This window comes from Luteimonas sp. e5 (genome assembly GCF_054031035.1).
On the sequence record NZ_JBSTRX010000003.1, the window covers coordinates 225,482 to 248,064 of the forward strand.

Sequence of the window (22,583 nt, forward strand, 5' to 3'; positions counted from 1 at the left end):
AGCGCGGCGATCACGGATCCAGCGTCTCACGCCGCCGCGAGCCTTTTCCGGCCTGCAATGCGAGCCATGCCCTCACGCTTCGATGCATGCGGGGCAGCGGTGTTCAGCACGACTGCTTCAAGGCCCGCTGCCGTCCAGCGGGCCTTGCGATACGCGTCTGCACCCAGGTCACGCCGGCGCAACTTCGGGCAGACAGCGCGAGAGCCGCCCGATTCGTTACGGCACGGCTCCTTCAGTCCGTGCTCAGCGCCAGAGTTCGCGGCGGTGGCGGCGGGGCGGGTGTTCTGCGCGCACCTCGAATGTAAGCACATCGCTCCAGCGCCGGCCATTGCGGTCTGTCGAGGTCACCCTCAGGGTATGCACACCTTCTTCCAGGTCCGTGGGAAGTGCAGCTCGCCACAGGTGCGTACTGCGTTCGGCCCAGCCGGACGGTTGCGGCACGCCACGGTTGGCACTGCCGCGGCCACCCTCCCAGCCCTGGTTGCGCTCCTGTCCGGAGCGGCTCTGGATCGCATAACGGCCAATGCTGGCCTGGCGCTTGATCGCAAACGGGTCAGCGTATTCGGCGCCGCGGCGGGATTCTTCCCCCGCACCTTTCTGGGTCCTTGCCAGTGTGATGAGCGGTCCGCCATTGATCGAAGCCTCGACGCGGGATGAGGCGGAGCCGTGCCAGAAGTTGGCGGTGATCCAGACGCCTTCGAGCAGCTCCTGGCGAGTGAAGCTGCGCGTATCCGGCAGGTCGTTGATGGACACGGGCGGCAGCGGATCGCGCTGCGCCGCGCGCTCCAGCCGCCAGGCATCCAATGTCTTGAACCAGGCGCGGAATGACGGGGTGTTCAGGTCGATCCACTGGCCGCGCTCGCCGAGCCGCGAACCCACGTAGCGCTCCGCATATTCGATCCCGTCGAAGTCGAGCATCAACACGCCCTTCGGCTCACCCAGGTCGGTCAACGCCATGGCGGTGCCGTCGATGCCGAAGTCGCCCTGCCACCAGCGCCCGGAGGCGGCGCCGGCGACGATGTGGCGAAATGGCAACGGCCCAAGTCCGACCATCTCTTTCCAGCCGGCGTAATGCTGCCCGGGGTCGTGGTTTTCCAGCGTATGGGTATGCCCAGAGAGCGACAGTGCCGGGCGCCCTTTCAGCAGCTGATGGATTTGTGCGGCGTTGTCGGTTTGATGGATCGGGCTGTCGGCACTGGTGTACGACACCAGCGGGATGTGATGCAGCAGGACGATGAGGCGCTCACGTGGCGTGTGTTCGAGCAGGTTGGACAGCCACTCCATCTGGGTATCGGTCACCCGCGCGTTGTAGCCTGGCCTGCGCCCGTTCGCGCAGGACTCCCGGCCGGGCCGCGCGGCGTCATCCGCGTTGCAGGGGTAAACCACGTTGTCCAGCGCGACGAACAAGACTTCGCCGATCTCGAACGCGTAATAGGCCGGGCCCCACAGGCGCCGCCAGCTGTCCAGCGAATGGGCGTCGTCGGGCGCATCGAAATCGACATCGTGGTTGCCGGCCACCGCCCATTGCGGCAAGCCGGTTACCGAACCCACCTGCAACAGGCGCGGCAGCAGGCCCAGATCATCGCCGACCACATCGCCCAGATAGATCGCGCAGTCATTGGGGCCGTTGTCGCGCTCCAGCAAGTCGGTGATCGCGCTGTCGCGGAATTGCTCGATCTCCTGATTGGAATACGTCTGGCTGTCACCGATCACCGCGCAGGTGAAACGCTGCCGTGCCGCACTCGTCCGGCGCAAGGGGAAGTTCACCTGCGCCGGAGCCGGCCCGGTATCGGCAAGGCCTCCGAAGCGCAACGGCACCGGGCTGCCGCCGGGCTTGTGGGTATGCGAAAAGCGGGGCACGTTGCGCTCATCGACCGGAACCTGCCAGCCCGATGGCTGGATCACGAACAGGTCCATGTCCTCGCGCAGCGGAAGCACGTAGCCCCCCTGCTCATCCGTGCGCACGACGTCCAGTCCGTTGGACACGAGCACGCCCGCCACGCCGGCCTCGCCCGGTTGCCGGCGACCATCGCCATCACGATCTTCGAACACCATGCCGCGTATCTCGCGGCCTGCCGACGGGCCCTGCACCACCTCGGGTGCCGCCACCCAGGACGAGGCCATGCCACAGGCCGGCACCAGCATCAATACGGATAACAACAGGCTCGGACGCATCATCTTTCCTTCCATCAGGTCGCAGGCCGCCAGCGCGGCTGGATGAGTGATCAGGGACAAGCGGAGCGGCAGTTCCCGCCGCACCGCTAACGGTGCGGCAGGCCACTGCCAGACGGGAGCGAAGGGCTCAGAACTGCCCCCGGATGCCGAAGTTCCACATCGAGCCGTAGCTGTCATGCCGTTGCACGCGGCTGCGCACATTCGAGTAGATGATGTCGGGCTCGTTGAACACGTTGCGCCCGGCAATCTGCAAGTCGAAGTGATCCGAAAGCTTGTAGCTCAGGCTCACGTTCCACATTTCACGCGCGGCGCGATAGAGGATGCCGTTGTTGGCCGTGGTCGGCTTGTTGTTCAACCCGCTGATGCGGTAGCTGTCCTGGTAGGTGCCATTGACCTGGAAGTCGAAGCGCCCGTGGCTGTAACCCAGCCCCCAGTTGGCCACCTTCTCCGGCGTGTTGACGCGTGGGCCGTCCGGCCTGATATGGGTATAGGAGCCGCGCAGACTCAGCCCCTTGAGCACGCCGGGCAGGAACGTCAGCTGCTGGCTGTACTCGAGGATCAATCCCTCGTTCCGGCTGGTACCGGGAATGTTGCCGGCGCTGCGGAATTCGTAGCCAGGATATTCGGCGGGATCGAAACCGACATCCTCCGGGTTCACCGTGAAGCCGGTCGCCTGCATGTCACGGACATCCAGCCTGTAGTAGGACAGGCCGACCACGCCGGCAGGCTCGAGGTAATACTGCAGGCCGGCGAAATACTTGGTCGACTGCTCCGGCTTCAATTCGGCATTGGGCACGGTCACGATCATGGTGTTGTCGTTGATGCCGACCACGCCGCCGATGTTTCCGTAATCCGGGCGCAGGATCGACTGGCTGAAGGACAACTGCCCCACCAGCTGCCGGGTGAAGTCGTACTTGACACCGCCGCTCAGGAAGAAGTTGTCGTAACTGCCCTTGCGCGTGGTGTACGTCGGCATGCCATCGACGCAGCGATACTGGTAGCACAAGCCCTCGAGGGTGCCGACCGAAAGCCCGGCCTCTTCGACCTCGCTCACGGGACGTATCGCGGCCACGCGCGCGGCACTCTTGGTCTTCTCGTAACGCAGCCCCAGGTCGAAGCGCGTCTTGCCCCAGTGGGTCTGCCCCTGGAGGTAGGCGGCGTTGATGGTTTCCCGGATCAGTCGGTTGTTGTCGAACACCCGCTTGAGGTTGCCCAGGGTATCCGGCACGAACCATTCCGGGTGTGCCTTGAAGATCTCGTACATGGCGTAGTTGCTGTCGGCACGCCAGTTCTGGTCATGCATGTTGCCCGCATCGAGGTTCTCGAAGTGGAAGCGGTACTTCTGCGTCCACGGCACCACGGCGGAGGGGGCGGTCTGCACTCCGGTCGGGCCGACGTAGGCATATTGCTGGAAGTGGCTTTCGTTGGTCTGCCACTGGTTGCGACGGGTGGCCAGGCCGGTCATGAACGTCACCGGCAGCGCGCCGAAATCAAGCTCCTTCTTCACGTCCAGATTGAAGCCGAGCTGCCGGTTCCGGGCATCCGATTGGTTGTTGCGGATATTGTTGCCGATGGGGTCATCCAGTCCCCAGTTGCCGGGATCGCTCCAGTCGCGGCCCGCGGTCTGGGTCAGATACCAGGCGGTCGAATCCTCGGACTCGCGCTCGGCAATGAAGCCAAGCCGGGTCAGCCAGCTGTTGGTCGCCTGCAGGAAGCCCTTGCTGCTGTCCCTGAAGTTGAACTCGGAGGTCGAGTAGCTTCCGCGCAAGGTGATGTCGGTGCTCTCGCCCTTGAACTCCAGCTTCGGTGCAAAGGTGATCGCGGGCGTGCCTGCATAGCGGTGCGAATAACCTGTCTGCAGCCGCGGACTGCCGCTTCCTTGGCCGATCGGGTTGACCACGATCCGCGTCGGCGTGGAATCCGGCGTCGCCCATGAGGTGCCGGTGGTGCCGATATGCAGGTAGGTGTACTGATTGAAGTATTCCACGTCGTAGTGCGAGTACGCACTGCGCAGGGAGAAGGTCCAATCGTCGGTGATGCGGAAGTCCGTGCTCAGGTTGACCGCGGTGCGGCTGGTCATCTTCGGACCCGGCCGCCACATCAGGCGGTAGGGCAGCACCCGGCCATCCGAGTAATAGGCCCAATCGGTCTGGATGCGATCCTGCTGCACGTAGTTGGCGTTGTAGCTGGCATTGAGCGCCACACCGAAGCGGCCATCCATGAACACTTCGCCGTAGCCCACCTGGGCGGAGGGATAGACGGTGCGATGCTTCCTGTCATCCGGGAAGTACTTGCGCGAGAAAAAGCCGGAGTTGGAGGTGGCGACGCCGCCAAGCTGGAAAATCAGATCACGCCCGGTGCGGTCGAAGGCGTACTTGCTGCGCATGTTGATGTTGCCCGCCGGCGAGTCGGCATCCATGCTCGCGGTCAGGGTGTGGTTGAGCTCGATCGACTCGATGCCGGTGATCGACATCTGCTCGAACGAGTTCTGGCGCCCGGCGTTGTTGTTCGACGTGGCCGTGGCCATCCGCGCACCGTCCATGGTGAAGGTGGAGTATTTCGGATCAAGGCCGCCGATGCGCACCTGGGTGGCGTCCACTTCGGTGTAGTCCAGCGATATTCCGGGCATGGACTTCATGAACTCGCCCACGTCACCCATGGTCAGCACGCCATAGTTGTCCGCGGGAACCACGTGCTTGGCATTCATCGCCGCACGCCGTTCCATCAGTGCGATGGCCTCGCCACTGCGCGATGCGGTGACCCGTACGGAGTCGAGCCGGGTCGTTCCCTCGCTGGGGGCGTAGTCGGGGGATTGCATGGCGAAGTCCAGGGTCGACACCTGGCCTGGCTGGACGGTCACGCTTTGCTCGGCGTCCTGCAGGCCGGTGTAGCGAACCCTCACTCGAGCCTCGCCGGCCGGCACGCCATTGATCCGGTAATGGCCACCCTCTTCGGAGCGGACCACGATCGAAGTCCCTTCCACACGGATTTCCGCATTGCGGATGTACTCGCCGGTCGCGGTATTGAGCACGCGCCCGCGCACGGCACCGGACTCCTTGGCCTGGAGCGTGCCGGTGTCCGGCTGCGCCCGTATGTCGGGAGCGGAAAAAAGGGCGATGGCGACGGCAATGGAGATTGCCGATCTTGTGATGGGGAACATCGTATTTCCTGTCAGAGGTGGGGAAAGGGAAGAGGCGGACAACGCCGCCAAGTGGGGCGCCCAAAGGCGATGGAGGACTCAACCCGTGCGTGGGCTCGGACCGCAGCGACTACCGCGCAGGGCTGGTGCCGGAGACCGGCACAAACGGAGCTTCGGGATCACCGGTCCATCGGTGCAGGGTCAGGCGCGCACCCTGCCAGCCATGACCACCGACATCGGTGGCGATGTAGAACAGGCCACGACCCATCGGCTGGAAGCCCACGTCCGCCTTCTGGTGCCAACCTCGAATCCCGGTCGCCGGATCTTCAAGCCCGTCATCGGCCAACTGCAGCAGCAGGCCTTGCTCCCAACCGGTTCCATCCGCCCCGGGCACGCCGACGAGGTCGGCCATGGTCGGCGCCTGCATCGCATCGATGGCAAACAGCGTGTAATTGGGAAAGCCTTCCTTGCGGCCCGCATACACGCCAAGGAACCAGCGCTTCATGCTTTGATCCCAAGCCAGGTTCTGCACGCCATAGGTGGTGTTGCCCGTGCGCACGAAGTACTTTCCGTGCGGCGAATCAGGGCCACTGCGGTGCAGCGCATCCTCGTCCAGTGGCTGCAGGAGGCTGTCCCACACGGACACGTCGTACTGCAGGATCACCTGATGATCATTGTCGGAGCGGGCGGTGTTCCGGTAGATGCCGTAGCCCACGGTGAACAGCTGCTTGCCCTCGGACTTCCCGAATGCCGGGCCGAAGGAAACCCCATCGATGCCGGAGGTGCCATAGCGATGATCCGGCGTATCCGCGGTATCACCATCGAACTTGCCATCGCCGTCCATGTCCTGCGCATAGTCACTGGCGACCTCGGCCAGATGCACCGTGCGCAGGATCCCGGAACGCTGATTGACCATGCCGACACGATCCAGGCGCGACACGTCCAGCACGGCGGCGTAGAACGCATTGGCACGCTTGTATTCCAGCGATCCATAGATGCGGCCATCCGCCGCATTGAAGGCGATGTCGCCCAGATGCCCTCGCCACCCGACAAGCGTGCCGACCAGCCTCCCGGAAAAATCGTACTTGGCCAACAGGTTGGTGAACGAGTAGTAGATGTAGCCACCCTCGACATCCACGGCGATGCCCTGGACATGCCCCGTCGGCCACCCTCCCGTTTCCTGTGACAGCGGCAGGCGCGCCTCGGCCTGGCTCGCCATCGCCAGTGGCGCGCAAGCTGCACACGCCATCATGAAAAGTGTTGCGATCCATGCTCCCCGTGCGCGCCCTGCTCCTTTTCCGGCGCGATCTGCGTTGCCTGAATCCGGATGCCTCACATCTGCCCCACCACTTCGAGTCAGGCCATCAGGGTGGACGGCGATTGTTGGGATCCGATGACGGGCGTGCTACAGATATGTGTGCTGAAGGATTCCTGTTGCGTGGGCACAGTCATATCCTCAAGCAGCTGCGTGCAACCCGTGACATTCCGGCCCAGGGTGCTTACTCCACGTGCACCAATCCCGTCCACAGCCTGCGCTTGGCGGCCTTGACGTAGAAGTCGTTGACGAAGTTGTCGATGATGCGGGCCATGGCCTCTTCGCGGATGTGAGCTCGCCGCTTGGGGCCTTTCATGTTCCAGCTTTCGCACCATGGCGGCACGATGCCTTCGAAGGCTTCGAGCTTGTTGCCGAGCAACTTCATCGCCCAGACCGCGACGTGCACGGCTTCGTGGGCGACGATGCGCGGGTACCAGGCGTTCGGCGGGAACCACACGATGCAATATGGCGAATGAGGACACACTTCGGTGACCGGGTACCACTTCTTCCTCTTGATGTCGCGCGGTCCGTAACCGACACGAACGGACACGGATGGCAGGCGCTTGCAGATACGGTGTCTGTATTCGAATTTCGGTGACTTCATTTCGTTCCTTTCAACGTCCCATGCACATCCACTCGGCAGCAGAGCTCACGCCGGGACGTTCTTCGCCTTCACCAGTGCGCCCGGCACGCGCACGGGCGGCCTTGGATGTCTGCGTGGATGCGCAAGTGTTCAGCAGCACGACGTTTCGGCGGCTTTTGCTTCATTCGCAAACAATTCCAGCAACCATTCGCGATGGCGTGCTCCGCCCATCCTGAGGAGGCCTTCGTCGCTGTCGTTGATCAGGCGAATGATCAAGCCGTCTTCGTGCAGGCTGATGCCGAATGGCTCGCGCTCGTAGCGGGTGGCGGTGAGGCGCTGGATCTCGGCGATCGGGATCGCGAGGCAGTCATCCACCAGCAGATCGCCGTTCGGTGCCGAGGCAAGCTTGTGCTTGCCGATGCGTGCCGGCGCGCGACCTTCGACGATCTGTGCGACCAGGCTGCGCAGTTCCGGAATGGAGATCGGCAGCGCATGTCCGCCGGATGTTTCCACCTGACCATTGCGGTAGCGCAGGTGATGTGGCGGCAGCAGTGGGTGCCATGCCGGGCTGCCTTCGCGGCAGCTTTGCCAAGTGGACAGCTCGGCCTGCATCAGTCGCTCTCGCGCGGCCTCGAACCCGGACGCCTGCGGATCGAAGTCGCCGGCCAGCAGCTCGTGGATGGTGCATGCATGGTCGATGGCGGTCGGTTTGGCCGGCCGGCTCCAGCTCTGCAGGATGGCTTGATGCGTGTCGATCGCGCGCAGCACATCGGCATCCGTGGTTGCGGCCCGGGCCTTGTCGGGGTCGTAGGGGTGCAGCGGGAATCGATGGATGTTCATGGCAGGAACTCCTGATCCAACGGCGGCCGCAGCGAACGTGAACGGCCCCCGCATGCGTGCGTGGCACGGGTCTGCGACGAGCGCGTCGTCGGCCCTTGGGCAGCAGTCACGACGCGACTCATCGTGGGCCGTCCTTGGCATCGGCTTTGGCTTTGGCTTTGGCCTTCGCTTCCGCCTGCGCCTGACGCTTGGCGTATTCGCGTTCGGTGGCAGCCCGCACCTCGGGTGCCAACAGCATGAGCAGCTTGAACTGGTATGCGTCGAGCAGCCAGGCCACATCTTTCTGGTCGGGCCGGTTTCGCAGCATGTGTGCGGCATCGCCCATGTCGGCCAGCAGCCCCTTCCAGTCATCCGATTGCGCATCGAGGCCGCGCAGGATGGCCTCGCGGTACTCGTCGCTGGGCGGGAGCTGCAGGTGGATGCGCACTTGCCGCGCGATCGGTGGCGATGCTTCAGTCATGGCAGCGCTCGCCATCCGCAGCGCGAGCATCCGCCGCCGGCTCTGCGGCACCGCCGCGTACCGGCCGCCCGTTGGCGCCGAAGCGCTCTTTCCAGGCCGCGGTCAGGCCCTCGTGATGCTGTGGCGCTGCCGCGCGCAGCAGTCCTTCCAGCGATTCGAAGCCGTCATCGCCGATGTACATGCGCTCACAGCCAGGCGTGAAGACGCTGCCTTCGCCATTGGCGTGGACGACATATCGAATGGGTGTGGTCATGACGTTTCCCCCTGTTGGACACGAGTCAAGGAAACGGCGCCCAGGCACGCGCCGGTGCTGTTTGCCGAGCCGTGCGTGGCTTCGGCGGAACAGACGATAGTCCGATGCCGTCTCGGAACCTGAGACGGGCGCATGGCACATGCACCGAGTGCGTGCGAAGACCGATCACTGCATCGACACAACGACCCCGCGCGCGGTGGATCCACGCGCTGTCGGTCCGGGCGTCAACACCCGATCGGCAACGCCGGGTGGCACAGGCCGAGTAGCAGTGATTGTTGATCAGTGCCGCGCCATGTTCTTGCTCAGATCGCGTTTGACGACTGCTGCCACCTCCGGGGACAGCAGCGCAAGCACCCGCATCTGGAAGGTCGCGGTGAGCGAGCCGACCAGCTCGAACTTCGGTTGCGCCTTGCCCATGCACGCCATTTCGCCCATGTCGCTGATGACGTCCAACCATTCCTGCGGCATGTCCGCCAGGCAGTTGTCGATCGCGGTGATCAGATCATTGCTGGCGTGGCCTTCGACATGGATGGAAATGGGCGGGCGCTTGGTGACAGGAGTGTTGCTCATGCTTGCACCTCGGCTTGGGCGATGGCGAGCCGCTGCCAAGTGCCGGCCCTAACTGCCGCCCGTTCGCCCGCGGCGATCAACGCGCGACGATGCCCGTCCGGCATCGCCGACTGACGGATGAAACAAAGTGCTTCGCCCGCACGGGCGATGCGCAAAGTTGAATTGACCACGACAGACGCCTCCCGCTGGATATCGCTGCACGGGCGCTGTCGTCAAGCAGACGCCCCCTGTCCGCGACGCGTTGGCGTCGTCACCCCGTCACATCCATGTCGCGCCCAACCGACAGCGCCCGTGCGCGAAGCACTCTAACGGGCAGCCGTCTCGCAAGCTGAGACTGGCCGACTGTGCAAACAAAACCCCCGCCTTGCGGCGGGGGCTTTCTGTTGCGATTTGCCAATGTCTGGCGGCGGAAACGTTGCAGTCCACCGCCATGGCGGATGGAATGGAACGTTTTAGAAATCCATGCCGCCCATGCCACCCATGCCACCGGCGCCCGGCATGGCCGGCTCATCCTTCTTCGGCAGTTCGGCCACCATGGCTTCGGTGGTGATCATCAGGCCGGCGATGGAGGCCGCGTTCTGCAGCGCGGTGCGGGTGACCTTGGTCGGGTCCAGGATGCCGGCTTCGACCATGTCCACGAACTCGCCATTGGCGGCGTTGTAGCCATAGTCGCCCTTGCCGTCCTTGACCTTGGCCACGATCACGCTCGGCTCTTCACCGGCGTTGGCGACGATCTCGCGCAGCGGGGCTTCCATCGCACGGCGGGCGATCTCGATGCCGTGGTTCTGGTCCTCGTTGCTGCCCTTGAGCTCGGCGATGGCGGCCAGCGCGCGGATCAGGGCGACACCGCCACCCGGGACGATGCCCTCTTCCACCGCGGCGCGGGTGGCGTGCAGGGCGTCTTCGACGCGGGCCTTCTTTTCCTTCATCTCGACTTCGGTCGCGGCACCGACCTTGATCACCGCCACGCCGCCGGCCAGCTTGGCCACGCGCTCCTGCAGCTTCTCGCGGTCGTAGTCGGAGGAGGTTTCCTCGATCTGCGCCTTGATCTGCTTGATGCGCGCTTCGATGTCCTCGGTGTTGCCGGCACCGTCGATGATGGTGGTGTTCTCCTTCGAGACCTGCACCTTCTTGGCGCGGCCGAGGTCATTGATGGTGGCCTTCTCCAGCGACAGGCCGACTTCCTCGGAGATCACGGTACCGCCGGTCAGGATCGCCATGTCTTCCAGCATCGCCTTGCGACGATCGCCGAAACCCGGGGCCTTGACCGCGCACACCTTGACGATGCCGCGGATGGTGTTGACCACCAGCGTCGCCAGGGCTTCGCCCTCGACTTCCTCGGCCACGATCAGCAGCGGCTTGCCGGCCTTGGCCACGCCCTCGAGCACCGGCAGCAGGTCGCGCACGTTGGAGATCTTCTTGTCGTGCAGCAGGATGAACGGATCATCCAGCTCGGCCGACATCGACTGCTGGTTGTTGACGAAGTACGGGCTCAGGTAGCCACGGTCGAACTGCATGCCTTCGACCACGTCCAGCTCGTTGTCCAGGCTGTTGCCTTCCTCGACCGTGATCACGCCTTCCTTGCCGACCTTCTGCATCGCGTCGGCGATGATGTTGCCGATCGACTCGTCGGAGTTGGCCGAGATGGTGCCGACCTGGGCGATGGCCTTGTCGTCGGCGGTGGGCTTGGACATCTTCTTCAGCTCGTCCACCGCGGCCTTCACCGCCGCGTCCATGCCGCGCTTGAGGTCCATCGGGTTCATGCCGGCGGCCACGCCCTTCATGCCCTCGCGGATCATCGCCTGCGCCAGCACGGTGGCGGTGGTGGTGCCGTCACCGGCGTTGTCGGAGGTCTTGGAAGCGACTTCCTTGACCATCTGCGCGCCCATGTTCTCGAACGCGTCGGCGAGTTCGATTTCCTTGGCCACGCTCACGCCGTCCTTGGTGATGGTCGGCGCGCCGAAGCTCTTGTGCAGCACGACGTTGCGGCCTTTCGGGCCGAGGGTGGCCTTGACGGCATTGGCGAGGGTGTTGACGCCGCGCACCATGCGCGAACGGGCGTCTTCGCCGAAACGGATATCTTTGGCAGCCATGTGTTCAGTCCTTCAAATGACGAAATTCGGGGGAGGAAATCAGGCGAGGACGGCGAGAATGTCGTCTTCGCGCACGATCTTGTATTCGACGCCGTCCTGCTTGTAGGCGCTGCCCGAATACTGGCCGTAGATCACCTTGTCGCCGACCTTGACGGTCATGGCACGGGTCTGGCCGTTGTCCAGCACCTTGCCGGTGCCCACGGCGACGACTTCGCCCTTGGTCGGCTTTTCCTTGGCGTTGTCCGGGATCACGATGCCACCGGCGGACATTTCCTCGGCTTCGATCGGCTTGACCACGATGCGGTCATGGAGCGGCTTGATGTTCATTCTCGAATCTCTCAAGTGATTGATTGGATTGGAAAAACCCGACCATTTTAGCAGTCTGCGCCTCGGAGTGCCAAGGCGCCGGACAGGCGCGATCCCGGCCGGGATGCCTTGGAGATGGGGCGGCCTTGGCGGCTTTCAAGGGCGGCAGCGGAAAACCGGCCCGCTATCCTGTGGCGGATGAGCGAGCACCCCGACTCCCCCGCCCTCGACCTGCTGCAGCGGGTGTTCGGCCATGCCGCGTTCCGTGGCCCGCAGGCCGAAATCGTCGAGCACGTCGCCGGCGGCGGCGATGCGCTGGTGCTGATGCCGACCGGTGGCGGCAAGTCGTTGTGTTACCAGATCCCGGCGCTGTTGCGCGAGGGCACGGCGATCGTGGTCTCGCCGCTGATCGCGCTGATGCAGGATCAGGTCGAGGCACTGAAGCAGGCCGGCGTGGCGGCCGCTTTCCTCAATTCCTCGCTCGATGCCGAGGCGGCACTGGAGGTGGAGCGCCAGCTTGTCGATGGCGCGCTCGACCTGCTCTACGTGGCACCGGAACGCTTGCTGACGCCACGTTTCCTGGCGCTGCTCGAGCGCAGCCGGATCGCCCTGTTCGCCATCGACGAGGCACATTGCGTGTCGCAATGGGGCCATGATTTCCGTCCCGAATACCGCCAGCTCACCGTGCTGCACGAGCGCTGGCCCGGGGTGCCACGCATCGCGCTGACCGCGACTGCGGATGCGCCCACGCGCGAGGAAATCGTCGAGCGCCTGCAGCTGGGCGATGCGAAGCGTTTCATCAGCAGCTTCGACCGGCCCAACATCCGCTACCACATGCAGCAGAAGGACAATGCGCGGCGGCAGCTGCTGGATTTCCTCGCCGGCCACCGCGGCGAGGCCGGCATCGTCTACGTGATGTCGCGGCGCAAGGTGGAGGACTACGCGCATTTCCTGTGCGACAACGGCATCCGCGCGCTGCCCTACCACGCCGGCATGGACAGCCACGACCGCGCCGCGCACCAGCGCCGCTTCCTGCGCGAGGACGGCATCGTGATGGTGGCGACGATCGCCTTCGGCATGGGCATCGACAAGCCGGACGTGCGCTTCGTCGCCCACCTCGACCTGCCCAAGTCGATCGAAGGCTACTACCAGGAGACCGGCCGCGCCGGGCGCGACGGCGAGCCGGCGGAGGCATGGATGTGCTGGGGCCTGGGCGATCTGGTGCTGCTGCGGCAGATGATCGAGCAGTCCGATTCCGAAGCGGCGCGCAAGCGGCTGGAGCATGCCAAGCTCGATGCTCTGCTCGGCCTGTGCGAAACCCTGCGCTGCCGGCGCCAGGTGCTGCTGGCGAACTTCGGCGAAACCCTGGCCGAGCCCTGCGGCAACTGCGACAACTGCCTGCAGCCGCCGCAGAGCTGGGATGCGAGCGTGGCCGCGCAGAAGGCATTGTCCTGCGTGTACCGCAGCGGCCAGCGCTTCGGCGCGGGGCACCTGATCGACATCCTGCGCGGCAGCGACAACGCGCGCATCCGTCAGCTCGGGCATGAGCGTCTGTCCACCTACGGCATCGGCGCCGATCTCGACATGCGCACCTGGCGCAGCGTGTTCCGCCAGCTGCTGGCCGGTGGCTGGCTGGCGGTCGATGCCGAGGGTCACGGTGCGCTGCGGCTGACCGCGAAGAGTGCGGAAATCCTCAAGCAGCGGCAGCCGTTGCATCTGCGCCGGGAGGTGGCGCGCACGCGCGTCGCCACCGGCCCGCGCCGGCCGGCGGAAAGCCTGGACGATCCCGCCGCGCAGGCACGTTTCGAGGCTTTGCGCGGGCTGCGCACGCGGCTGGCGCGCGAGCAGGGCGTGCCGCCTTACGTGATCTTCCATGACCGCACCCTGCGCGACATCGCCAGCCGTGCGCCCGGCTCGCTGCGGGAGCTGGGCGAGGTTGGGGGCATCGGCAGTCGCAAGCTGGAGCGCTATGGCGAAGCGGTGATGCAGGTGCTGGAGGGCGAGGCGACCGCACCCGCCTGAACGGCTTCTTTCGGCAACCCGGTACCCTATGCGCATGGACGACGTGCTGGTTTGCCTCAACACCTGCCCCGGACGCGACAGCGCCGAGCGCATCGCCGACGCGCTGGTCGAGGAGCGTCTCGCCGCCTGCGTCAACATCGTGCCCGGGCTGCGCTCCACGTATCGCTGGCAGGGCAGGATCGAGCGCGACGAGGAGTGCTTGCTGATCATCAAGACCCGCTCCGCGTGCCTTGCCGCGCTGCGCACGCGGCTGGTGGCGCTGCATCCGTATGAACTCCCCGAGCTGATCGCGGTCAAAGCCGCCGACGGCCTGCCCGCCTATCTCGACTGGGTGCGCAACGAAACCGGCGTTTCCTGACGCCATTCCCGATCCTTAGTTCCTTCCGGCCTGCTCCGGACTGCATCACGAACCTTGCTCATGCCTCTGCTGTCCCGCCTGCTGCTTTCCGCTTTCCTGCTGCTGACCACCCTGCCCGCCGCTGCGCGGCCGCAGGCGATGGATGCGGCCGACCTGCCGCCGGTGGATTCGGTGTTCCGGCTTTCCGCCAGCGCACCCGCGCGTGATCGCATCGAGGTGCGCTGGAAGATCGCCCCGGGCTACTACCTGTACCGGCACCGCACCCAGGTCGAGGCGCTGGGCGGGTTCCAGGCCGGCGCGTTGCAGATCCCGGACGGCACGCCGCACCACGACGAGTTCTTCGGCGACGTGGAAACCTATCGCGGCGAGCTCAAGGTCAGCCTGCCGGGCAATGCCAGCGCCGATCGCATCGCGCTGCGCATCAAATACCAGGGCTGCGCCGACATCGGCGTGTGCTATCCGCCGCAGACCCGTACCGTCAACGTGCAACTGCCGGCGGCGACCACCGCGGCCGGCTCCGACAGCGGCTTCGCCGCCCTCGGCGCGCGCCTGGGTGGCCGCGGACAGGCCGGCAGCCTGATCCCCGGACAGAAGGGTGCCCCGCTGCCGCCGGAGCAGGCGTTCCCGATCCAGGCGATGGCCGATGGCGGTGAGCGCCTGCTGCTGCGCATCACCCCGGCAGCCGGCTATTACGTGTACCGCGACAAGCTGCAGCTCAAGCTCGATGGTGGCCCCGGGATCACCCTGGGCGAGGTGCGCCTGCCGCCGGGCCGCGCGCATCGCGACGAATACTTCGGCAACGTGCAGGTGTGGTTCGACGAGGTCAACGCCACCCTGCCGCTGCAGCGCAGTGGCGCGGGCAGCGCGGCACGCGAAGTGCGGTTGCAGATCGGCTGGCAGGGCTGCCAGGACGGCGGCATCTGCTACGAGCCGATGCGGCGCACCTTGCGCATCGCGCTGCCGGCAGCGAGCGCCGCGGCCGGCAGCACGCCTGCGGCCGAGGCCGAACCGGTCGGTGCCATCGAAAGCGGCCGCGTCACCGATGCCGAGCCGCTGGTGGATGCCGGCACGCCGACGGATGACAGCGCGCCCGCATCGGATGAATCTGCGAGTGAACCATCGTTCGCCGACCCCGTGGCGCAAGTCGCCGACCCGGCCACGGACGCCGCGGCCGCGGGCAGCCAGCGCCGCCCGCTCGGCCTCGCCGCCGCATTGCTGCTCGCGCTCGGTGGAGGCCTGATCCTCAACCTGATGCCCTGCGTGCTGCCGGTACTCTCGCTCAAGGCGCTGGGCCTGGCACAGAGCGGGCACAGCCGCGCCACCGCGCGCGGCCATGCGCTGTGGTACACGCTGGGTGTGCTGTCCGCATTCGCGGTGCTCGCCGCCATCGTGCTGGCGCTGCGCGGACAGATCCTCGCCGAGGGCATGGGCTGGGGCTTCCAGCTGCAGATGCCGTGGGTGGTGGCGATCCTCGCGCTGCTGGTGTTCGCGCTGGGTCTGTCGCTCTCGGGCATGTGGTTCGCCAACCTGCGGGCACCACAGGCCGGCATGGCACTGGCCACCGGTGGCGGCCGCCGCGGCGACTTTTTCACCGGCGTGCTGGCGGTGGCGCTGGCAACGCCATGCACCGCGCCGTTCATGGGCGCGGCGCTGGCCTATGCCTTCCTTGCCCCGGCGCTGGCAGCCTTTCTGGTGTTCATGGCCCTCGGCCTGGGCCTGGCGCTGCCGTTCCTGCTGATCGGCTTCGTGCCGGCGCTGGCGCGGTTCCTGCCGCGGCCCGGCGCATGGATGGAAACACTCAAGCAGTTGCTCGCCTTCCCCATGTACGCCACCGCCGCTTGGCTGGTATGGGTGCTGGTGCAGCAGCGCGGGGCGGATGCCTTCGCGCTGTGGGCAGGGGCGGCGATCACCCTGACCCTGGCACTGTGGGCCTGGACCCATGCACGCCGCCACGGCCGCCGCTGGCCGCTGGGCCTGGCCTTGCTGGCACTGGCCGCAAGCGTGTTCGCGGTGGTGATGATCGAGCGCATCGAGCGGCCTCAGGCCACGACGACGACGGTCGCCGCCGACGGTCACGTGGCGTATTCGCCCGAAGCACTGGCCACCCTGCGTGCCGAAGGCCGCCCGGTGTTCGTCAACATCACCGCCGACTGGTGCGTGACCTGCAAGGCCAACGAGCGCACCGTGTTCGCGCGCGAAGGCTTCCGCCAGGCACTGGCCGAAACCGGCGCGGTGTACATGGTCGGCGACCACACCGACGTGGATCCGGTGATCTCCGCCTTCCTGCAGCAGCATGGCGCGGTCGGGCTGCCGTTGTACGTGGTCTACCCGCGCGATGGCGGTGCCCCAAGCATCCTGCCGACGCTGCTGACCCCGGCAATCGCGCGCGACGCGCTGCACGCCGCGGCCCGCTGAGCGCATGAAGCGTTACCTGCTGATCGCCCTCGTCGCCGCGCTGGTCGGCGCGAGCGCCGCCTTGCTGATGAAAGGCCCGGGGCCGATCTGGCGCAGCGAACTGGGCCAGCGCGCGCTGATCAAGGCCAGTGAGCGCCCGGTACCCGAAGGCGTCAGCGTGGCGCGTCGAGGCGAAGCGTTGCCCGAAGTCAGGGTGCACACCCTGGATGGCGAGCAGATCGCGTTGCCGCTGCCCGAAGGCCGTCCGGTGCTGATCAACGTCTGGGCCACCTGGTGCCCGCCCTGCGTGCGGGAAATGCCCGAACTGGCCGATTTCGCGCGCAGCCAGGGCCGCGACGGGGTGCAGGTGATCGGCGTGGCGCTGGACGAGGCCGAAGCGGTCGCCGCCTGGCTGCAACGCCAGCCTTCGCCATATATGCACTTCCGCGACGATGCCAGCGACCGCGACGCCGGCGTGGTGCTGGGCAATCCCGCCGGCCTGCTGCCCTACTCGGTGCTGGTCGCGGCCGATGGCCGTGTGCTGCGCCAGCGCCTCGGCCCGTTCAGCTCGAAGGCCGAAATCGAAGCGTGGTCGATCCCCGCGGAACGATGACGTTACGGCAATTTGTGCCGCAAATTGCCGCTTCCTTGCTCAGCTAGCTGAACGCTGTACCGCCTGACCTGACGTCAGATCCGCATCGGCACTGCCTTGTGGCACAGGGTTTTAGTGATCTTCATCGCGCTTTTCACGCGTTGGCATGATGATTGCTGAATACCGAGCACTCCCCCGAGGTGCGCCATGTCACTGCCCAATGCCCTGCAAACCCGCCCACCGCTCACACTGGCCATCGGCCTGCTGGAGCCGATGGAGCAGAACCATGTGCAGATCGCGCTGCGCGTGATCGCTTCGCGCCTGCCCGCACCCTGCACCGCGGTCCTCGGCGACCGTGCCGAACTGGTGCTGGGTCCACGCGATGACGGCAACGGCCTGCTGTTGACCGGCCCCAATGGCAGTCGTGAGCTTGATCGCCCGCTGCGCATCGTGCCGCTGGCCGAGGCCATCAACCAACTGGCCGGCGATGCGCCGCAGGTTGCGGACGCTGCCGCGACGACGCCCGCGGTCACCGACCATGACCGGGGCGGCGCCATGTCCGATCCGCAACCCGCCTCCGTGGCGACGGCCGATACGCATGGCCAATCGCTGCTGCACCTGCTGCTCAAGCGTGAGGAAGCCGGCCCGCTGCACATCGTGCTCGACAATGGCGATGAGTGGTGGCTCGATGCGCGTTACCACAGCGCCTACAGCCAGACCGAACCCGGCATCGCGCTGCAACGCCTGAGCGATGCCCGCGTCAGCCGGATCGAGCAACTCGACGCGGCCACGTTCGCCGCATCCACCGAGCAGGCCGGCTTGCGCCCGCTGCAGGTGAGCCAGCTGTGCTGGAGCCTGGCCGTCAGCCCCGACACGCAGACCTTGCTCGGGCATTGGCATGCCAACCCGGACGCACTGCTGCAGCTTGACTCCTGGCCCAACCTGTCGCGCCAGGGTGATGGCCTGGCCTGGCTGCGGGTGCTCGCCCAGCTCTCGCGCCGCAGCATGAGCCTGGCCGAGCTGCGTCGCGCTGCGGAAGCCGAAGGCATCACCCCGGCCCGCGCACGCCATGGCCTGTCGCTGCTGCTGCTGTTCCGCCATGCGCGGATCGTGGCAGCGGCCAATGATCCCGCTCCGCTGCGCCGCACCGCATCGGCGACTGCCCCCACCCATTCCGGCGGCTTGCTCGGCCGCCTGCGCCAGCGCCTGCGCGCCCTGGCAGGCTGAGGAAATCCCCCTGGTCCGAAGACCTCAAGATCATTTTCGTCGGGCCGCCCGAGGCCGGAAAGTCGACCGCCATCCGCACCATCAGCGATCAGCCGCCGGTCAGTACCGAAGTGCCCGCCTCCGACGAGAGCCGCCTGACCACGGTCGCCCTCGATTTCGGCGAAATGATGCTCGATGACGGCGACGTGCTGCGGCTGTATGGCGTGCCGGGCCAGGGTCGTTTCGAGTTCATCTGGCCGCTGATTTCCGATGGCGCGATCGGCGCACTGTTCTTCCTCGATGCGCGCCATCCGACGCCGCTGCAGGTGCTCGACGAGTACCTGGCGAGCTTCGCCGAAACCATTCGCAACGTCACCAGCGTGCTGGTGGTGACCCATGGTGACGAGGCGTCGCATGATTTCGATACCCTCAAGCTGACCCGCCATCTGCGCAGCAAGGGAATCGACATGGCCATCGTGCAGATCGATCCGCGCCAGCGTGCCGACGTGCTCTACGCGCTCAATCTGCTGCTGGAATCGATGCCCGAATCCGTTGCCGAGGCCAGCCATGCGCTTTGACAGCGAAATCGATGCGCGTCGCTGGACCCGCTATTTCCCCGCCGGGCGCAGCGAGGAGTGCGTGGCACGGATGCGCGAGACGCTGGAGAACATCCCCGGCGCCTATGCCATGGTGTTGTCGAGCCTGGACGGCATGCAGCTGGCATGGATCTCCGATCGCGAAGTCAATGCCTCGCGCCTGGCCGCGATCACCGGCTCGCTGTGCGGGCTGGGCGAAACCCTGGGCAAGGAGCTGGGACAGAACGACTTCCGCGATGTGCTGATCTCGACCGAGAGCGGCATCGCGGTAGTGCAGCGCCTGCCAGCACCCGGTGCGCGCATGGTGCTGCTGACCGCGGCCAACCATCAGGCCAACGTCGGCATCGTTTCGGCGCAATCGCGCTGGTGCGCGCGGGAACTGGCACAGAACGCCTTCCCCGGCAGCTGAGTTTTTTGCAACAGGGAATCCGGGAACGGCGCCGTTCCGCGTTTCCCTTCGCTTCCGGCGCCTCACCCACTGAAGAAAGGAAACAATCATGGCCAACATCCAAGAATCCCTTGCCAACCTGATGACCATCGACGGCTGCATCGCCTGCGCGCTGGTCGATTACAACAGCGGCCTGGTGCTCGGCCAGAGCGGTTCGGGCATTGATCTGGACCTCGCCGGCGCCGGCAACACCGAAGTGGTGCGCGCGAAGATGAAGACGATGAAGTCGCTCGGCCTCAAGGGCGAAACCATCGAGGACATCCTGATCACGCTGACCAGCCAGTACCACATCATCCGCCCGCTCACCAGCCGCGAAGGCCTGTTCGTGTACGCGGTGCTGATGAAGGATCGCGCCAACCTGGCGCTGGCGCGCATGAAGACCGCCGACGTGGAAAAGAATCTCTCGGTTTGATTCGTTCCAGGCGTCACCCTGGCAACAGCCCGCGCCCTGCGCGGGCTGTTTTTTTCGGCCGGCAGGATGAGCCGCCGGCCGCGCTCAACCAGTGTTCTGGATGCCCGCGGCGATGCCGTTGACGGTGGCGGCAAGGGCGCGGAACAAAGCCTCGTCGCTGCGTCCGCCTGCACGCCAGCGCTGCAGCAGATCGACCTGCAACAGGCTGATCGGATCGACATAGGGATTGCGCAGGCGGATCGACAGCCGCAGGCGGTAATCGTCGGCAAGCAGTTCATCGCGCTGCTTGAGGATCAGGATCGCCTCGCGCGCACGCTCGAACTCGGCGGCGATGGCCGGGTGCAGCCGTGCATGCAGCGGCCCGGCAAGCTGCGAATAACGCGCGAAGATGTCCGCGTCCGACTTCGCCATCAGCATTTCCACATCGGCCAACAGCGCGGCGAAGAACGGCCACTCGCGCGCCATCTCGCGCATCGGCTCCAGGCCGTAGGCATCGATGCCGTGCACCAGCCCGCTGCCGATGCCGTACCAGCCGGTGAGCCCGGAGCGATTCTGGCTCCAGGCAAACACCCACGGGATCGCACGCAGGGTGTCGATGCCGCCGGCGCGGCGCTTGGCCGGGCGCGAACCGATGTGCAGGCGCTCGATCACGTCGATCGGGGTCGCGGCGCGGAAGTAGTCGGCAAATTCCGCCTGCCCGTGCACCAGCGCACGGTAATGCGCGCGCGAGGCATCGGCCATCGCGGCGGCCCATTCACGCCAGCGCAACTCGCGCGGATCGTCCGCCCGCGGCCGCAGGCTGGCACGCAGCACCGCACTGCCGGCCTGCTCCAGATTGCGTACCGCCAGCGCCGGGATGGCGTAATTGCGGTGGATCACCTCGCCCTGCTCGGTCATGCGCAGCACGCCGTCGATGCTGCCGCGCGGCGCGGCATGCACCGCGCGCCCGGTCTTGCCGCCGCCGCGGCTGACCGAACCCCCGCGGCCATGGAAGAACAGCAGGCGCACACCCTGCGCGCGCGCGATCTCCAGCAGTTCGGCCTGTGCCCGCTGCAGCGCCCAGCGCGAGGCCAGCAGGCCACCGTCCTTGGCACTGTCGGAATAGCCCAGCATCACCATCTGCGTGCCGCCGCGCGCCTCGAGGTGGCGGCGGTACAGCGGATCGTCGAACAGCTCGCGCATCACCCGTGGCGCGGCATCCAGGTCCTGCACGGTTTCGAACAGCGGTGCGACATCCAGCGGCACCGCGCCGTCCTCGCTGCAACCGCCGATGCGCGCCAATGCCAGCACCGCCAGCGCGTCGGCGGCACTGCGGCTCATGCTGACGATGTACGGACCGAACGCGCGCGGGCCGTAATGCCGGCGCAGTTCCGCAACCGCAGCGAACACTGCCAGCACGCCGGCGGCGGCCTCGGCCCCGGCGGCCGCTGGCGTGGCGCCTTCGATCAGCGCATGCAGGCGCTCGACGCGCTGCGCGCTGTCGCGCTGCGGCCACGCCGCGTCTTCGAGCACGGCGGCCAATGCCTCGTCATGTGCCAGTGATTCCTGACGCAGGTCGAGCGCAGCCAGGTGGAAGCCGAAGCATTCGGCACGCCGCTGCAACCGACGCAGGGCGAAACGCCCGGCATGGTCGCCACGGTGTGCGGCGAGGCTGGCATCCATCAGCGCCAGATCGGTGATGAACTCCCCCGCATCTGCGTAGCCGCGTGCATCGCCCGGCTCCTCGCTCAACGCCAGACGCGCCGATACCAGCTCGATCATGCTGCGATAGGGCATGTCGGCCATGCGCGGGCGCAGTCGTGCCGCGGCCTCGGGCAGGCGCTGGCGATAGTCGTCGATGCGCGCCAACAGCGCGGCATCGACGCCGACACGCGCCTGGCTCTGGGTCAGGATGTCGGCGAGGCGTTCGAGGTCGGCACGATACGCGCGCAATACCTGACGTCGCTGGGTGGCCAGCGCGGCACGAATGGTTGCCGCACCGACATTGGGATTGCCGTCCATGTCGCCGCCGACCCAGGTGCCGAAGGTGAGCAGCGGCGGCAGTTCCAGACGCTCGCCGAACACCTTCTCGATCGCGTCGGCGAACGATTCGTGGAAGGCCGGCAGCACGCGGTACAGCACGCCGAGGTAATGGCCGATGTGCTCCACCTCGTCGGCCACGCTGGGCTTTTGCGCCGGCGCCTCCAGCGTCTGCCAGGACGTGGTCAGCGCCTGACGGATGCGCGCATGGTCGCTGCGCCGCTCGATCGGCGTGCGCGTGCGGTCGATGTCGGCCAGCAGGCGCGACACCACCATGCGCTCCTTGACCAGCAGCGCGCGGCGCACCGCCTCGGTGGGGTGCGCGGTGAACACCGGCTCGATGCGCATGCGCGGCAGCAGCGCGAGCAGTTCGGCCAGACCCACGCCTTCATCGCGCAGCGCCGCCAGCACCGCCTCGAAACCCTCCGGCTGCGGCTGTTCGCTGCGGCGCTGGTAGTCGCGCCGACGGCGGATGCGGTGCACCCGCTCGGCCAGGTTGATCGCGCCGAACCACGCGGCGAAGGCACGCACCAGCGCCTCGGCATCTCCCTGCGGCACCACCGCCAGGCGCCCGGCCAGCGCGTCCAGCGGTGCACCCTCCTCGCGCCTGGCGATCGCCGCGCGGCGCACCGCCTCGACCTGGGCCAGCAGTGCGGGCGAGACCTGTTCGGACAGCATCTGTCCGACCATCGCCCCGAGCATGCGCACGTCATCGCGCAACAGGTCGTCACTGGCGGCGAAGCCGAGCTCGTCACGCAGCCGCTCGCCATCGGGGTTGTGGATGTGTTCGGCCTGACTCACG

19 protein-coding genes are annotated in these 22,583 nt (G+C 66.5%); 8 read left to right on the forward strand and 11 right to left on the reverse strand.

Annotated elements, in window-relative coordinates; genetic code table 11:
* Positions 1–243: 243 nt before the first annotated feature.
* The 10 genes from ACW11F_RS10140 to groES all read right to left on the reverse strand — a co-directional run bounded on the left by ACW11F_RS10140 (position 244) and on the right by groES (position 11,755).
* Positions 244–2,175 (reverse strand): calcineurin-like phosphoesterase C-terminal domain-containing protein, encoded by a 1,932-nt coding sequence (locus ACW11F_RS10140; RefSeq protein ID WP_456996785.1) that lies wholly within the window; start codon positions 2,173–2,175, stop codon positions 244–246.
* A gap of 127 nt (positions 2,176–2,302) precedes the next feature.
* Positions 2,303–5,335, reverse strand: coding sequence for a TonB-dependent receptor domain-containing protein (locus ACW11F_RS10145; protein WP_456996786.1), 3,033 nt, complete (start codon positions 5,333–5,335; stop codon positions 2,303–2,305).
* A gap of 109 nt (positions 5,336–5,444) precedes the next feature.
* Positions 5,445–6,566, reverse strand: a complete 1,122-nt coding sequence (locus ACW11F_RS10150; RefSeq protein ID WP_456996787.1) for a hypothetical protein — start codon at positions 6,564–6,566, stop codon at positions 5,445–5,447.
* Positions 6,567–6,813: 247 nt separating this feature from the next.
* Entirely contained in the window at positions 6,814–7,179 is a 366-nt protein-coding gene (locus ACW11F_RS10155; RefSeq protein ID WP_456996788.1) for a hypothetical protein, read from the reverse strand.
* Positions 7,180–7,362: 183 nt separating this feature from the next.
* A complete protein-coding gene (locus tag ACW11F_RS10160) occupies positions 7,363–8,193 on the reverse strand; it encodes a hypothetical protein (RefSeq protein ID WP_456996789.1) in 831 nt (276 codons plus the stop codon).
* Entirely contained in the window at positions 8,171–8,542 is a 372-nt protein-coding gene (locus ACW11F_RS10165) for a hypothetical protein (protein ID WP_456996790.1), read from the reverse strand. The genes ACW11F_RS10160 and ACW11F_RS10165 overlap by 23 nt, the downstream gene beginning before the upstream one ends.
* Complete coding sequence (locus ACW11F_RS10170) at positions 8,505–8,765, reverse strand: hypothetical protein (protein WP_456996791.1); 261 nt, start codon at positions 8,763–8,765, stop codon at positions 8,505–8,507. The genes ACW11F_RS10165 and ACW11F_RS10170 overlap by 38 nt, the downstream gene beginning before the upstream one ends.
* A 279-nt stretch (positions 8,766–9,044) precedes the next feature.
* The gene (locus ACW11F_RS10175; RefSeq protein WP_456996792.1) at positions 9,045–9,335 is read right to left on the reverse strand and encodes a hypothetical protein; all 291 of its coding nucleotides are present in this window, start codon (positions 9,333–9,335) and stop codon (positions 9,045–9,047) included.
* 452 nt (positions 9,336–9,787) lie between these two features.
* Positions 9,788–11,428, reverse strand: coding sequence for a chaperonin GroEL (gene groL / locus ACW11F_RS10180; RefSeq protein ID WP_456996793.1), 1,641 nt, complete (start codon positions 11,426–11,428; stop codon positions 9,788–9,790).
* Positions 11,429–11,467: 39 nt separating this feature from the next.
* Complete coding sequence (gene groES, locus ACW11F_RS10185) at positions 11,468–11,755, reverse strand: co-chaperone GroES (RefSeq protein WP_456996794.1); 288 nt, start codon at positions 11,753–11,755, stop codon at positions 11,468–11,470.
* Between the two features lie 177 nt (positions 11,756–11,932).
* Here groES and recQ point away from each other — a divergent pair, with 177 nt between their 5' ends.
* The 8 genes from recQ to ACW11F_RS10225 all read left to right on the forward strand — a co-directional run bounded on the left by recQ (position 11,933) and on the right by ACW11F_RS10225 (position 19,762).
* A complete protein-coding gene (gene recQ / locus ACW11F_RS10190; RefSeq protein ID WP_456996795.1) occupies positions 11,933–13,756 on the forward strand; it encodes a DNA helicase RecQ in 1,824 nt (607 codons plus the stop codon).
* Between the two features lie 28 nt (positions 13,757–13,784).
* Complete coding sequence (gene cutA, locus ACW11F_RS10195) at positions 13,785–14,114, forward strand: divalent-cation tolerance protein CutA (RefSeq protein ID WP_456996796.1); 330 nt, start codon at positions 13,785–13,787, stop codon at positions 14,112–14,114.
* A 60-nt stretch (positions 14,115–14,174) separates the two neighbouring features.
* The gene (locus ACW11F_RS10200) at positions 14,175–16,529 is read left to right on the forward strand and encodes a protein-disulfide reductase DsbD family protein (RefSeq protein WP_456996797.1); all 2,355 of its coding nucleotides are present in this window, start codon (positions 14,175–14,177) and stop codon (positions 16,527–16,529) included.
* Positions 16,530–16,533: 4 nt separating this feature from the next.
* Positions 16,534–17,121 carry a TlpA family protein disulfide reductase gene (locus ACW11F_RS10205; protein ID WP_456996798.1) on the forward strand — a complete coding sequence of 196 codons (588 nt, stop codon included), beginning with the start codon at positions 16,534–16,536 and terminating at the stop codon, positions 17,119–17,121.
* Between the two features lie 186 nt (positions 17,122–17,307).
* Positions 17,308–18,327 carry a hypothetical protein gene (locus tag ACW11F_RS10210; protein WP_456996799.1) on the forward strand — a complete coding sequence of 340 codons (1,020 nt, stop codon included), beginning with the start codon at positions 17,308–17,310 and terminating at the stop codon, positions 18,325–18,327.
* A 110-nt stretch (positions 18,328–18,437) separates the two neighbouring features.
* Entirely contained in the window at positions 18,438–18,884 is a 447-nt protein-coding gene (locus tag ACW11F_RS10215; RefSeq protein ID WP_456996800.1) for a hypothetical protein, read from the forward strand.
* Entirely contained in the window at positions 18,874–19,311 is a 438-nt protein-coding gene (locus tag ACW11F_RS10220; protein ID WP_456996801.1) for a roadblock/LC7 domain-containing protein, read from the forward strand. Before ACW11F_RS10215 ends, ACW11F_RS10220 begins: the two co-directional genes overlap by 11 nt.
* Before the next feature lie 88 nt (positions 19,312–19,399).
* Entirely contained in the window at positions 19,400–19,762 is a 363-nt protein-coding gene (locus ACW11F_RS10225) for a hypothetical protein (protein ID WP_456996802.1), read from the forward strand.
* Between the two features lie 84 nt (positions 19,763–19,846).
* Here the strand turns inward: ACW11F_RS10225 and ppc are convergent, their stop codons facing one another.
* Positions 19,847–22,582, reverse strand: a complete 2,736-nt coding sequence (gene ppc, locus ACW11F_RS10230) for a phosphoenolpyruvate carboxylase (RefSeq protein ID WP_456996803.1) — start codon at positions 22,580–22,582, stop codon at positions 19,847–19,849.
* Between the last annotated feature and the right edge of the window lies 1 nt (position 22,583).